The sequence below is a fragment of the Kribbella sp. genome (assembly GCF_035655035.1).
In the GTDB taxonomy this organism is placed as follows: domain Bacteria; phylum Actinomycetota; class Actinomycetes; order Propionibacteriales; family Kribbellaceae; genus Kribbella.
On record NZ_DASRVN010000225.1, the window covers coordinates 1 to 12,683 of the forward strand.

Consider the following 12,683-nt stretch of genomic DNA (forward strand, 5'->3'; position numbering starts at 1 on the left):
ACCGCGTCGACGTGGCCGCGGCCCTTGGCCCGCTCCTCGCGTTCGCGGCGGAGGTAGAACAGGGAGTAGTCGACGCCGACCGCCATCCCGATCAGCAGGATCACGCTGTTCACCGCGTCGACCGCGGGCACCAGCTGCGAAGCCGCGGCCGAGAGGCCGATCGCCGCGGCGACAGCGGACAGCGCGAGCAGCACCGGCACCGACGCGGCGATCAGCGCACCGAACGCGAGTAACAGGATCGCCAGCGTCACCGGCAGGCTGAACATCTCCGCCCGCTTGAAGTCCTTGCCCAGCGTCTCGTTGAGCGCCTTGCCGATCGAGAGGCCACCGACCTCCTCGATCCGCAGGTCCGGGTACTGCTGCTGAACCTTCGCGGTCGTGTCGAGCAGCGGCTGCACCCGGTTGTCGTCGGTACCGTCCTTCAGCGTCACCCGGACGATCACCGCGTCACCCTTCGGCGACGGCATCGGCTGGGCGACCTGCGCGACCCCACCGAGGGCGCGCAACTGCTGGGTCACCGTGCCGGCGGCGTTGCGGGCGGCGGCCTGGTCGAGCTGTCCGGACGACGCCGTGATCAGCACGCTCTCCACGTCCGGGTCGTCGAAGTTGCCGGACTTGACGATGTTGTCCGCCCGGGTGACCTCGCCGATGTACCCCTGGTCGGTCGACTTGTTGGTCCCGGTCACGGAGCCGAGTGCGAAACAGGCGATCACGACGGCAAGCCACATCGCGATCGCCCGCCACGGATGGGTGGCGCTCCAGCGCGCCGCCCGGACCGTGAGCTGTCCCCTGGCCATACGTTCCCTGCCCCTCTGCGCCCCCACCGGCGCCCCACCCAGCGCACCTGGCGCGGCGCTGGCTACGGGACAAAAGCCTCGCTGCCGGGGACCACCGCAGGCCATGCAGGAAGCCCCCGAGTCACCCCTGGGGCAAACCCCACCCACCCCTTTTCCGTACGCCGTACGTCCCTAGGGGTACAGGAAAGGGCAAGATCTGAGAGCGGCGGGAGCCCCCTTTTCCGTACGGCGTACGCACCTAGGGGTACAGGAAAGGGAAAGATCTGAGAGCGGCGGGAGCACCCTTTTCCGTACGGCGTACGCACCCGGTGATCGGATGTCCGGCGAGGGGCTCAGAAGTCCTCGAAGTCGAGGGAGGCGGCGGCCGAGACGCCCTCCAGGTACCCCTCGGCGCGCTCCGCCTTGGGGTAGCGGTGGACGAGATCCCAGAAGTGCGCGTTGTGGGCCGGCTCGATCAGATGAGCCAGTTCGTGGACCATGACGTAGTCCACGACCCAGCCCGGCATCGACTGCAACCGGGTACTCAAACGGATCGACCGGTCCGCCGGAGTACACGATCCCCATCGTCTGTTTTGGTTCGAAACCCACCTCACCGACGCAGGTTCGGGCACTTCGGGGAGGTGGCGACACGCGAGTTCGTGTGCTCTGGCCAACAATTTTTCGTCCGAAACGCGCGATCTGCTGCGCTGTTTCTCGAGCCGCGCCAGCATGGTCTCGACCCAGCGCGCCTCCTCGGCGGCGGACAGCCGGTCGGGCATCAGCACGACCACCCGCTCGCCGTCCCGGTAGGCGCTGACCGTGCGCTTGCGGCGCTTGCTGCGGCGGATGTCCACGTACGACGGGATCGGGCGCGGTGGGGAGTCGGCCATGGCTCAAAAATGTACCCCCCGAATCCGGCAACTTTCTTCGGTGCACACCCTGTGGATCAGCGTTTCCGCAGGTCAGACCCCTGATCTTGATCCTGCTGATCCCGGTTGTTCACACCGTGTTCCCCCGCCCGTCCACAGCACCCGGCGGCGCGTCCCACAGGTTGCGCACAGAGTTATCCACAGGCGTGGACAACCTGGGCTTGCCTCCGCGGCCGGGGCCTCCTAGCGTCGTCTGCAACAGGCTCCCGGACCGCTTCCGGGACTGCTCGGAGGGGAAGCCGAGCGGTTCCGGAGGCGGACCACCGGGAGCCTGTTCCGCGTCGGCGAAAGTTTCGGTAAGGGCTTTCCTCGGGGGATTCCGGCGGCACGCGGGCCACCAGGTGCGCTTGAGCCTGCGCCAGGAGGCCGTAGGGTGAATCCCGACTGGGCCGAACGGCCTACGGCAGGAACGGTCTGCCGTTAGCATCCAACGACTGCCCGGGGCGAGGCCCCGGGCTGGAATTAAGCAAGGAGAGGGCCCTCATGGCAGAGACCTGGAGCGGCGAGTTCTACTGCGTCAAGTGCAAGGCCAAGCGCACCGCCGACGGCGAGGTCAAGGTCAACGACAAGGGCACGCGCATGGCGAAGGCCAAGTGCCCCGAGTGCGGTACGAACCTGAACCGGATCCTCGGCAAGGCCTGACGCACCACGTCGTAGGGGCGGTGCCGGACCTGCAACACGGGTCCGGCACCGCCCCTGGTTCGTCCCGGCTTGGGCGACCGGACACAATGGACGAGTGTCGGACCTTCCTCGCAAGGCGCTGAGCCGGACCGCGAAACTCGCCAGCCTGCCGCTCGGTGCCGCCGGGCGGGCGACGGTCGGCCTGGGCAAGCGCATCGGCGGTGCTCCCGCCGAGGCCGTGCTGGCCGAGTTCCAGCGCCGGACGGCCGACCAGCTGTTCGCCGTGCTGGGCGAGCTCAAGGGCGGCGCGATGAAGTTCGGGCAGATGCTCAGCCTGATGGAGTCCGCGATGCCGGAGGAGCTCGCGGCGCCGTACCGGGCCACCCTGACCAAGCTGCAGGACTCCGCCCCGCCGATGCCGGCCGCGACCGTGGACACGATCCTGTCCCGGGAGCTCGGCAAGCGCTGGCGGGACCGGTTCGACGAGTTCGACGAAGTACCCGCGGCGGCCGCGTCGATCGGCCAGGTGCACCGCGGACGGCTCAAGGACGGCCGCGAGGTCGCGGTCAAACTGCAGTACCCGGGCGCCGCCGAGGCGCTCCGTGCGGACCTCCGCCAGCTCGGCCGGTTCGGCCGCACGATCGGCAGCCTGATCCCCGGCCTGGACGTGAAACCGCTGATCGCGGAGCTCCAGGAGCGGATCGGCGAGGAGCTCGACTACGACCGCGAGGCGCAGGCGCAGCAGCAGTACGCCGACGCGTTCAAGGACCACCCCGAGTTCGTGGTCCCGCGGGTCGTGAAGCACTCCCCCAGCGTGATCGTTTCGGAGTGGATCGAGGGCCGCCCGCTGTCGTCGTACATCAGCGACGGCACGAAGCAGGAGCGGGACGCGATCGGGCTGAAGTACGTCCGGTTCATGTTCAGCGGGCCGAAGTACGCCGGTCTGCTGCACTCCGACCCGCACCCGGGAAACTTCCGGGTGCTCGCGGACGGCCGGCTCGGCGTCGTCGACTTCGGCCTCTGCGCGCGGCTCCCGGACGGGCTGCCGCCGGCGATCGGGCGGCTGCTGCGGATCTCGCTGAACGGCGACGGCGTCGCGGTCCGGGACGGGCTGAAGGCCGAGGGCTTCATCAAGCCGCGGATGGACATCGATCCCGAGCAGCTGATGGACTACCTGGCGCCGTTCGCGGAGCCTGCCCGGGAGCCGACGTTCCAGTTCAGCCGGGCCTGGATGCGCGCGCAGGCGAACCGGACCGGTGACTTCCGGTCGCCCAACGCGTCGCTCGCTCTCCGGCTCAACCTGCCTCCGTCGTACCTGCTGATCCACCGGGTCTGGATCGGCGGCATCGCCGTACTGTCGCAGCTCGAGGCCGAGGCCCCGTTCCGCACCGTGCTGGAGGAGCTCCTGCCCGGCTTCACCGACGGCTGAGGGCCGGGACCGCCCGCAGCGTGACGGCGAGCAGGACCGCGACGGCTGCGAGGGCCACGGCGGTGATCCCCGCGGCGAGGTGGAAGCCGTTGGTGAAGGCGTCACGCGCCGCGTTCAGGACGTCGCCCGATGCACCCTGGGTGACCGCCTCACCCAGCGAGTTGCCGCCGCGACCGTCCATGTGGCCGCGGTACACCGCGGTGACGACGCTGCCGAGGACCGCGATGCCCAGCGCGTACCCGAACTCGTTGCTCGTCTGAGTCAGCCCACCGGCCATTCCGGCCTTCTCCGGCGGCACCGAGCCGATCACCAGGTTCGTGCCCAGGATGACCAGCGCGCCCGGTCCGAACGCCTCCACCGCGAACGCGATCACCAGTACGGTCGTCGACGTCGCCAGGCTCACGACGATCATCCCGGCGACCGTGAACGCGATCCCGATCGGGATCAGAACGCCCGGGCGGATCCGCTGCGCCAGTCGGGGCGCCAGCTGGAAGCCGATCGTCGACGTCACCATGCCCGGAACCAGCGCGAGACCGGCGCCCAGCGGGGTCATGCCCTTCACCAGCTGGAAGTACTGCGCGACGAACACCATCACGCCTCCGGACAGCATCGAGTACGTCAGCATGCTGCCGAGCACCACGCTGAACGTGCGCCGCGTGAACAGCCGTACGTCGACCAGCGGATCCTCCAGCCGCAGCTGCCGCCGTACGAAGATCCAGCCGAAGGCCGCACCGACCACCAGCGCGCCGACGCCCTGCAGGTCGGCACCGTGCGCCGCCAGGTGCTTCAGGCCGTGGATGGCCGGCAGGATCGCCAGCAGCGACAGCAGGACGCTCGGTACGTCGATCCGCCCGGCGTTCTCGTTGCGGTACTCCGGCAGCAGCACCGGGCCGACCGCCAGCAGTACGACCATCGCCGGTACGCCGATCAGGAACGCCGAGCCCCACCAGAAGTGGTTCAGCAGTACGCCGCCGACGATCGGGCCGACGATGGCGCCGATCGTGAAGCAGCCGCCCCAGACGCCGAGCGCGGTCGCCCGCTGCCGCTCGTCCGGGAACAGCGTGGAGATCAGCGACAGCGTGCACGGCGCGATCGCGGCACCGGCGATCCCGAGGACCGCGCGGGCGCCGATCAGCATGCCCGGGTTCACGGAGTACGCCGCCACGACCGAGGCGACCCCGAACACGGCCGCGGCGACCAGCAGCAGCCGGCGCCGCCCGAGCCGGTCGCCGAGGTTGCCCATCGTGATCATCAGGCCGGCCACCATGAACCCGTACACGTCGAGGATCCACAGCTGCTGGCTGCCCGTCGCGCCGAGCGCTTCGGTGACCGCGGGGATCGCCAGCAGCATCACGAACAGGTCCAGCGACACGAGCAGGGTGGCGAGGCACAGCACGCTCAACGCGATCCACTGCCGCCTGGTCGCCACCGCGTCCGCCTCGAGGGTGAGGGTCATGATCCGGTCCTTTCGGAGAAGTTCCTTCACCTACGGCGTCGATCGGGGCGGGCCGGCATCGACATACCTTCGAGAGGAACTTCTTCCAGGAGTGGAGACCGTGATGACGACGTTCGGAGACCTCCCCGAGGTCGTGTCCGCCGGCGAGTGGCTCGCCGCCCGCCGGGAGCTGCTGCGGCTGGAGAAGGAGGTGACCCGTGCCCAGGACCGGCTGAACGCGGAGCGGCGGCGGTTGCCGATGGTGCGGATCACGAAGCCGTACAGGTTCGACGGCCCGGACGGGCCGGTCGGGCTGCTGGACCTGTTCGACGGCCGGGACCAGCTGGTGATCCACCACTTCATGTTCGCCCCCGACTGGGACGAGGCGTGCTCGAGCTGCTCGTCGGCCGCCGACGAGATCGGCAACCTGCGGCAGCTGCACGTCCGGAACACGTCGCTGGTGGCGGTGTCGCGGGCGCCGTACCCGAAGCTGGCCGCATTCCGGGAGCGGATGGGCTGGACGTTCCCGTGGTACTCGTCGTACCCGGGCGACTTCAACTACGACTTCCACGCCACGCTCGACGACCGGGTCGCGCCGGTACTGCTGCACTTCCGGACGCAGGAGGAGCTGGCGACCTCGAAGGGTACGCCGTGGACGGACGGGCCCTGGACCGCGGACCTGAACGGTGCGGAGATGCCAGGGATCAGCGCGTTCCTGCGGGTCGGTGAGGAGGTTTTCCACACGTACTCGACATTCGGCCGCGGGATCGAGGACTTCCACAACGGCTACCGGTACCTCGATCTGACCGCGCTCGGGCGTCAAGAGGCGTGGGAGGAGCCGGCCGGGCGGGCGGAACCGCTCGGGCTGCAGGTCGGCGGGCCGGCGATGAGGGCCCCGGACCAGTACTGATCACCAGTAGACGGAGTCGAGCTTTCCTTCGATGTTGCGGACGTTCTCACGGGCGCAGCGGTCGCAGTACAGCAGCTTGCGCCCGTCCTCGAACGAGGTCACCCAGGTCAACGGCGCCTCCTCCGACTCCGCCCGCAGACCACACAACGCACAGGTAGCACTTGCCATGCCACTAGTCTGCACCGTGTGCGATGGACAGTTCACGGCGAGGGCGAGGTCTGGGGGAACCAGTGGCTGAGCGTGCGGCGGTTGGATGTCCAGCAGCCTGACGGCAAGCGGTTCGACTACCACGCGGTGCGGCTGAAGGACATCGCCGCGGCGGTCGTCACGCGGGACGAGCACGTGCTGCTGATGTGGCGGCACCGGTTTCTGACCGATACGTGGGCGTGGGAGATCCCGATGGGGATCATCGAGGCCGGGGAGGATCCGGAGACCGCGGCCGGGCGGGAGTTGCTGGAAGAGACCGGGTACCGCGCCGACGGGTTGACCGAACTGATCCGGTCGGAGCCGGCTGCCGGGATCATGGACTCGCGGCACTTCGTGTTCCGGGCGACGAGTGCGACGTACGTCGGTGAGCCGACCGAGCGGAACGAGTCGGATCGGATCGAGTGGGTCCCGGTCGCCGACCTGCCCGGCATGATCGCCCGGCACGAGATCGTCAGCGGAATCACGCTGATCGGGCTGCTCCGGATACTGCTCGACAGCTGACAGGCGGAACAGCTGAGGGGCGGCACCCCCTTTGGGTGCCGCCCCTCAGTGCTGGTCAGGCGGTGTTGCTAGGTGGATCAGACGAGGCGGGCAAGCGCGAGGCGCGCGCGTGCGCTGGCCCTCTCCGCTCGCCGGCCGGCCCGCTCGGCCTGCTTCTGCGCGCGCTCGATCTGCTGAGCGAGGCGGAAGCGCCGGTTCTGCTCTGCGTCCTTCAGCGAAGAACGACAATGAGCACGGGCGAGATCTTCATGAAGTAAATGCATTTCGGTGCTCCTGGTGAAAGTCTGGGTTGTCATCGTTCGGACTCGTTTTCTCAAGGGTTGTCGTCGTCAGGCAGCGGTAACGGTGTCGCTCTTGCGGGGACGCCCACGGGGCCGCTTGCGCGGAACCACCACTCCCTGGACGAACAGCTCGCCACCCCACACTCCCCACGGCTCGGAACGCTCGAGCGCTCCGGCCAGGCACTCGGCCTTCAGCGGGCAGGTCGTGCAGAGCGACTTCGCGTACTCGACGTCCGCCGGCGATTCGGCGAAGAAGAGTTCTGGCGCGTAGGACCGACAGGGCAGGTCCTGCGACGTTGCCACCTCGGTGAAGACATCGAGGAAGCTCACGCTCATTCCGGTCACCTCCCAGTGACTGTTGTTGCTGATCTCTTGTCGTCCTCGACGATTACCGGTTGGTAATCGCCAAATCTGTGTTGACAAACAAAAGGGCCGCGGGACCCTTTGGTGGGTTCCGCGGCCTGGAGGTGCCGGCTCTGACGCTTGTCAGACCGGTGGACTCCATGCTCGAGAACCCGAACCGCCGTACTTCACATCGCCGACAGCTCCGCCCTTGATCTGGACGGCGCCGGAAGCCATGAGCACAACGGTCGCGACGTGCAGGCGCGGCGAGGCACCCGGGATCTGGGCGCACGGCAGCGCGGCAGCGTCGCTGAACGGCTTCTTGACCGTGTTGGTAATCATTTCCAGGGCACCTCCTCTCGTTGTGGCGAAGCGGGCGGTTGGCTCGATCGCTATGGTGGTTTGAAGTTTTCGGCCAGGCTTCGACCGCAGAAAGAACAGTACGCTGTCCGCGTCGGGGCCCGCAAACTATTTAACGCCAGTTTCCGAAGTTGGCCGGAAGTTGCCGCGACCGCGGCCGGATCTGGCTGCTGCGACAGGTTCGCATCACCTCCCGGATACCTTCCGGCACGCTCCGGGATCGTTGCCTCTGTCACCTAACTGCCACGTCTGCCAGCAGCAGAACACGGCCTGTCCTCCAGGATGCGCCGGGTCCGGCGTGCCCGCAACAGCTTTCTCAGCGGGTGCAGAGATTCAGGATGTGCTCGCCGTACTTGGTCAGCTTGGCGTGTCCGATGCCCGGGATCTGCCGGAGCGCCTGGGCGTCGGCCGGGCGGGTCTCGGCGATCGCGGTCAGCGTGGCGTCGGTGAGGATCACGAACGCCGGCATCTTCTCGGACTCGGCCTGCTCGGTGCGCCACTCCATCAGCGCGTCGTACAGCTTCTGGTCGATCGTGGACGGGCACGTCTCGCAGCGGCCGAGCTTGCGGGCGCCGGGATCGAGCAGGCCCTTGCCACACACCCTGCACTTCGGGATCGGCCGGTCGGAGCGCTCCGACCGGGCCGGGCGCTCCCAGCCGACGGACGTCGGCGGGGTCCACTCGGACCGCGCCGTACGGACGCCGATCGGGTCCAGGAACCGCGTCGGGCCCCGGGTCCCGCGGCCGCCCGGTGAGCGGGACGTCGACCAGCTGACGTACAGCCGCTGCTTCGCACGCGTCACGCCCACGTAGAACAGCCGCCGCTCCTCCTCCACCTGGGACGGCGTCTGGGCGTAGCTGATCGGCAGCGTCCCCTCGTGCGCCCCGACGATGAAGACGCACTCCCACTCCAGGCCCTTCGCCGCGTGCAGCGTGGCCAGCGTGACGCCCTCCGCCAGCGGCGCGTGCTGGATCGTCGCCCGCCGGTCCAGCTCCTCCATGAGTTCGGGCAGCCGGGCCGATGGGTGCTCCGCGGCGAAGTCCGACGTCATCGTGACCAGCGCGCTCAGCGACTCCCAGCGGTCCCGCACCGCACCGGTCCCGGTCGGCGGCTCGGACGTCCACCCGGCTCCCGCGAGTACGCCGGTCACCGTCGACAGCAGGTCGTCCCCCACCTCGCCGGCCTTCACCTGGCCCCGCAGCAGCACGGCGGCCTGCCGGATCTCGGCGCGCTCGAAGAACCGCTCCGCGCCCTTCAGTACGGTCGGGATCTTCCGCTCGGCCAGCGCCTGCTCGAAGTTCTCCGACTGCGCGTTGGTCCGGAACAGTACGGCGATGTCCCGCAGCGCGACGCCCTCGTCCTGCAGCCGGGCCACGGCCCGCGCGACCGCGTCCGCCTCCGCGACCTCGTCGGAGTACTCCCGGTAGACCGGGACCGGCCCGGCCTCCTTCTGTGAGCGCAGCGTGACCCGCCCCGGCAGGCCGGTCGGGCCGGCCGCGTCGAGGATCTTGTTCGCCACGTCGACGATCTGTGGGGTCGAGCGGTAGTCCCGGACGAGCTTGATCAGCGTCGCCGACGGGTGCCGGGACGCGAACCGGACCAGGTTCTCCGGCTCGGCGCCGGCCCAGGAGTAGATGGTCTGCGCCGGGTCGCCGACCACGCAGACGTCCTCGCGGCCGCCCAGCCACAGGTCGAGCAGGCTCTGCTGCAGCGGCGAGACGTCCTGGTACTCGTCCACGACGAACGTCCGGTACTGACGGCGGATCTCCGCCGCCACCCGCTCGTCCTCGGCGAGCAGCGCGACCGCACAGAGCAGGACGTCCTCCAGATCGATCCGCCCGCGCTCCATCTTGACGTCCTCGTACGCCGCGAACACCCGGGCGATCGTCGGCGGGTCGAAGGCCGCCAGCGTCCGTCCCGACTTCGGCGCGACCTTGGCGTAGTCGTCCGGGCGGACGTTGCTCACCTTGGCCCACTCGACCTCGCCGGCGAGGTCGCGCAGCGCGGGGGTGTCGACGCGGATCCGGCAGCGCGAGGCGGCTTCGGTCAGCAGCGGGAACTTCCGGTCCGCGATCGGCGGCAGCTCCCCGCCGTACACCTTGGGCCAGAAGAAGCGGGCCTGCCGGAGCGCGGCGGAGTGGAACGTGCGGGCCTGCACGCCCTGGACGCCGAGCTGGGCGAGCCGCCCGCGCATCTCCCCCGCCGCCCGCTGGGTGAACGTCACCGCGAGCACGCGGACCGGGTCGAACGTGCCGGTGCTCACGCCGTACGCGATCCGGTGGGTGATCGCCCGGGTCTTCCCGGTGCCCGCGCCCGCCATCACCACGACCGGCCCGTGCAGGGCGGTCGCGACCGCCCGCTGCTCCGGGTCGAGAGCCTCCAGAAGGCTCTCGGCGGAGGCGGGTCGTGTGAAGTCGCTCACGGACTGAGACATGCGGGAACAGCACCACCTGGACCATGGTTCGAATACGTCGAAGGCAACCCTAGACGGGTCGTCCGACAGAAACCTCAGAAGGAGTCCGCCGATGTCGGCTTTCACCATGTACTCGACCCCGTGGTGCGGCTACTGCCACCGCCTCAAGGGCCAGCTCAACCGGGCCGGCATCGAGTTCACCGAGGTCGACATCGAGCAGACCCCGGGCGCCGCGGAGATCGTCGAGAAGATCAACAACGGCAACCAGACGGTGCCGACGGTGGTCTTCCCGGACGGCACCGCGATGACCAACCCGTCGCTCGCCCAGGTCGCGGAGAAGCTCGCCGCGTAATTATGGCCTGAGGCCATAATTCCTGGGTTATGGACTTTACGGCCATGACCGTTATACCTTGCGATCAACCACGTCGCAGGGAGTCCGCCCATGTTCTCGCGCCGTCAATTCCGTCATGCGTTGATCACTTTCGCCGCCGCGCTCGGCCTGCTCGCCGCGGGTGGGCTGCGCGCCACGGCGGCCCCGCCGGGCGATGTTCCGCACCCGTTCCCTTCGGAGAACTGGCCGCTCGGCCCGGCGACGAAACCGTTCGCGCCGTCCACCGACGTCATCAAGGACCTCGGCTCTCCCGTCAGTTCGCTGACGATCATGGAGGGCGCCGTCGGCCACACGCCGGACGGTCGCGACGTCGTGTACGCCGTACCCGCCGGTGAGAACGCGCGGCTGAACGTCGTCGATCTGCATTCACGCCAGCTGCTGCGCACTGTCCCACTGCCGGGAGCTGCCGGCGGCTGGGCGATCGTTGTGGTGCCCAACGGGGACGTGTACCTCGGTACGTACGCCAACGCGCACCTCTACCGCTACAGCCCGGCCACTGGCGAGGTGACCGACCTGGGGCAGCCCATCGCGGGCCAGTCCCAGATCTACGGCCTCACGTCCGACCCGCAGGGCAACGTGTACGCCGGGACGTACCCCAACGCCCACGCGTTCAAGTACGACCCGACGACCGGACAGGTGACCGACTACGGCTCGCTGGATCCGGTGCAGCAGTACGCGCGGTCCACCGTGTACGACCCTGACCACAACAAGCTGTTCGTCGGAGTCTCCACTCCGAACGCCCGGCTGCTCCGGATCGACGTGGCCACCAAGGCCGTCGAGGACATCACTCCCCCGGGCACGACGGCCAAGGACTTCATCGACCTCGACTACGCGGACGGGAAGGTGTTCGCCAACGCCAGCAGCCGCCTGGTCGTGGTGGACGCGGTCACCGGTGAGCAGATCAAGTACACCGACGCCACCACGGGCCAGCAGGTGATGGACTACCCGATCGCCGCCCGTGGCGTGTCTGCGGCCGGACCAGGCGGCGTCTACTTCACGGACAACAAGCTGGCCCTCACGCACTATGACCTGGCCACCAACACGGTCGGCCCGGTGACACCGGCACGCACGATGACCCGTGGAGGGTCCATCGGGTACGGCTGGGTGACAGAGAACGGCGCACCCGTCCTTTACGGCCTGGCAGGGAACTACTCCGGAGGGACGTTCCGCTACAACCCAGCGGACGGAACGCTCGCGCAGTGGAGCTCCCCGTTCCAGTACGTGCCGTCTCCGCTCATGCACGAGCTGGCCGACCCCAGCACAGGCAAGGTGTTCGTCAACGTCTATCTGAACGGCTCTACCGCCATCTACGATCCGGCAACCGGTAAGTCCACGGTGACTACCCGCCAGGGACAGGTAGAGGGCTGGGCGTGGGACGGCCACGGCAAGATGTACGTCGGTATCTACCCGTACGGCAGGCTCTCGGTCTGGGACCCGACGCAACCGGACAGCCCCACCAACCCGAAGGAGCTGTTCAGCCTCGTCGACAGCGACCACCAGAACAGACCGGTCGCGGTGGTCCCGGACGGCAACCACGTGTACGTCGGCACCACCCCGGCGTACGGCGAGTACGGCGGCGCGCTGACCGTGTACGACGTACCGACCGGCAGCCACACGGTCTACCGGAACCTGGTAACCGACCAGACGATCGCGTCGATCGTGCCGGACGGGAACGACGTCTGGGCCGGCTCCAGCATCGAAGGCGGCCAAGGCACCGACCCGAAGGCCACCGAGGCCCACCTGGTCAAGGTGGATCCAGCCACGGGACAGGTACTCATTGACGTCGTACCGGTGCCAGGCGCGGCCAGCATCAACGAGCTGATCACGGGGCCCGACGGCAACGTGTGGGGTCTGGCTGACGGCATCGTGTTCGCTGTCGATCCGGCCACGGGCGCGGTGCAGCGGCTGCTTCCCGTGTTCAGCGGGGCGACCGGTTCACAGGACGGCGCGCTCTCTTGGCGCGACGGGTACCTGTACGGCGTGACAGGTGGGCGGCTGTTCGTTCTGGACATCCTGAGCGGGCAAGCGACGGTCCTGCGCGACCACGGCCTCAACCGGCTCACCCAGACACCGGACGGCACCTACTAC

General features: G+C 68.8%; 14 protein-coding genes. 6 read left to right on the top strand and 8 right to left on the bottom strand.

Features of this window, described 5'->3' with window-relative positions; genetic code table 11:
• Both VFF46_RS12875 and VFF46_RS12880 read right to left on the bottom strand, forming a co-directional pair.
• On the bottom strand, positions 1-797 hold a 797-nt coding region (locus tag VFF46_RS12875; protein WP_325037328.1), incomplete at its 3' end, for an MMPL family transporter.
• Positions 798-1,129: 332 nt separating this feature from the next.
• Entirely contained in the window at positions 1,130-1,666 is a 537-nt protein-coding gene (locus VFF46_RS12880; protein ID WP_325037329.1) for a M48 family metallopeptidase, read from the bottom strand.
• 522 nt (positions 1,667-2,188) lie between these two features.
• Here VFF46_RS12880 and VFF46_RS12885 point away from each other — a divergent pair.
• Positions 2,189-2,347, top strand: coding sequence for a DUF5679 domain-containing protein (locus VFF46_RS12885; RefSeq protein ID WP_012922897.1), 159 nt, complete (start codon positions 2,189-2,191; stop codon positions 2,345-2,347).
• A 94-nt stretch (positions 2,348-2,441) separates the two neighbouring features.
• Positions 2,442-3,755, top strand: coding sequence for an AarF/ABC1/UbiB kinase family protein (locus VFF46_RS12890; RefSeq protein ID WP_325037330.1), 1,314 nt, complete (start codon positions 2,442-2,444; stop codon positions 3,753-3,755).
• Here the strand turns inward: VFF46_RS12890 and VFF46_RS12895 are convergent.
• Complete coding sequence (locus VFF46_RS12895; RefSeq protein WP_325037331.1) at positions 3,742-5,211, bottom strand: MFS transporter; 1,470 nt, start codon at positions 5,209-5,211, stop codon at positions 3,742-3,744. The genes VFF46_RS12890 and VFF46_RS12895 overlap by 14 nt on opposite strands.
• A gap of 103 nt (positions 5,212-5,314) precedes the next feature.
• On the opposite strand from VFF46_RS12895, the gene VFF46_RS12900 reads away from it, so the two are divergent.
• Positions 5,315-6,100 carry a DUF899 domain-containing protein gene (locus VFF46_RS12900; protein ID WP_325037332.1) on the top strand — a complete coding sequence of 262 codons (786 nt, stop codon included), beginning with the start codon at positions 5,315-5,317 and terminating at the stop codon, positions 6,098-6,100.
• Here the strand turns inward: VFF46_RS12900 and VFF46_RS12905 are convergent, their stop codons facing one another.
• A complete protein-coding gene (locus VFF46_RS12905) occupies positions 6,101-6,268 on the bottom strand; it encodes a hypothetical protein (protein WP_325037333.1) in 168 nt (55 codons plus the stop codon). It lies immediately after the preceding gene.
• Positions 6,269-6,286: 18 nt separating this feature from the next.
• Between VFF46_RS12905 and VFF46_RS12910 the strand changes: the two genes are divergently transcribed.
• Positions 6,287-6,808 carry an NUDIX hydrolase gene (locus tag VFF46_RS12910; RefSeq protein WP_325037334.1) on the top strand — a complete coding sequence of 174 codons (522 nt, stop codon included), beginning with the start codon at positions 6,287-6,289 and terminating at the stop codon, positions 6,806-6,808.
• A 77-nt stretch (positions 6,809-6,885) separates the two neighbouring features.
• Here VFF46_RS12910 and VFF46_RS12915 read toward each other — a convergent pair whose 3' ends face one another.
• The 4 genes from VFF46_RS12915 to VFF46_RS12930 form a co-directional block, all read right to left on the bottom strand.
• Positions 6,886-7,104, bottom strand: a complete 219-nt coding sequence (locus VFF46_RS12915) for a hypothetical protein (protein ID WP_325037335.1) — start codon at positions 7,102-7,104, stop codon at positions 6,886-6,888.
• Between the two features lie 33 nt (positions 7,105-7,137).
• Complete coding sequence (locus tag VFF46_RS12920; RefSeq protein ID WP_131285495.1) at positions 7,138-7,425, bottom strand: WhiB family transcriptional regulator; 288 nt, start codon at positions 7,423-7,425, stop codon at positions 7,138-7,140.
• A 150-nt stretch (positions 7,426-7,575) separates the two neighbouring features.
• Positions 7,576-7,773, bottom strand: a complete 198-nt coding sequence (locus VFF46_RS12925; protein WP_325037336.1) for a hypothetical protein — start codon at positions 7,771-7,773, stop codon at positions 7,576-7,578.
• Between the two features lie 334 nt (positions 7,774-8,107).
• Entirely contained in the window at positions 8,108-10,225 is a 2,118-nt protein-coding gene (locus tag VFF46_RS12930; protein WP_325037337.1) for an ATP-dependent DNA helicase UvrD2, read from the bottom strand.
• A 91-nt stretch (positions 10,226-10,316) separates the two neighbouring features.
• Between VFF46_RS12930 and VFF46_RS12935 the strand changes: the two genes are divergently transcribed.
• Entirely contained in the window at positions 10,317-10,556 is a 240-nt protein-coding gene (locus tag VFF46_RS12935) for a mycoredoxin (protein ID WP_325037338.1), read from the top strand.
• Between the two features lie 120 nt (positions 10,557-10,676).
• The coding region (locus tag VFF46_RS12940; protein WP_325037339.1) for a hypothetical protein at positions 10,677-12,683 on the top strand (2,007 nt) is incomplete at its 3' end.

What these genes read in the sequence shown, in the direction of transcription:
- VFF46_RS12880 (WP_325037329.1), bottom strand. Translation starts at nt 1,666, where the DNA reads ATGGCCGACTCCCCACCGCGCCCGATCCCGTCGTACGTGGACATCCGC.
- VFF46_RS12915 (WP_325037335.1), bottom strand. Translation starts at nt 7,104, where the DNA reads ATGACAACCCAGACTTTCACCAGGAGCACCGAAATGCATTTACTTCAT.
- VFF46_RS12935 (WP_325037338.1), top strand. Translation starts at nt 10,317, where the DNA reads ATGTCGGCTTTCACCATGTACTCGACCCCGTGGTGCGGCTACTGCCAC.
- VFF46_RS12885 (WP_012922897.1), top strand. Translation starts at nt 2,189, where the DNA reads ATGGCAGAGACCTGGAGCGGCGAGTTCTACTGCGTCAAGTGCAAGGCC.
- VFF46_RS12925 (WP_325037336.1), bottom strand. Translation starts at nt 7,773, where the DNA reads ATGATTACCAACACGGTCAAGAAGCCGTTCAGCGACGCTGCCGCGCTG.
- VFF46_RS12920 (WP_131285495.1), bottom strand. Translation starts at nt 7,425, where the DNA reads ATGAGCGTGAGCTTCCTCGATGTCTTCACCGAGGTGGCAACGTCGCAG.
- VFF46_RS12900 (WP_325037332.1), top strand. Translation starts at nt 5,315, where the DNA reads ATGACGACGTTCGGAGACCTCCCCGAGGTCGTGTCCGCCGGCGAGTGG.
- VFF46_RS12930 (WP_325037337.1), bottom strand. Translation starts at nt 10,225, where the DNA reads ATGTCTCAGTCCGTGAGCGACTTCACACGACCCGCCTCCGCCGAGAGC.
- VFF46_RS12895 (WP_325037331.1), bottom strand. Translation starts at nt 5,211, where the DNA reads ATGACCCTCACCCTCGAGGCGGACGCGGTGGCGACCAGGCGGCAGTGG.
- VFF46_RS12905 (WP_325037333.1), bottom strand. Translation starts at nt 6,268, where the DNA reads ATGGCAAGTGCTACCTGTGCGTTGTGTGGTCTGCGGGCGGAGTCGGAG.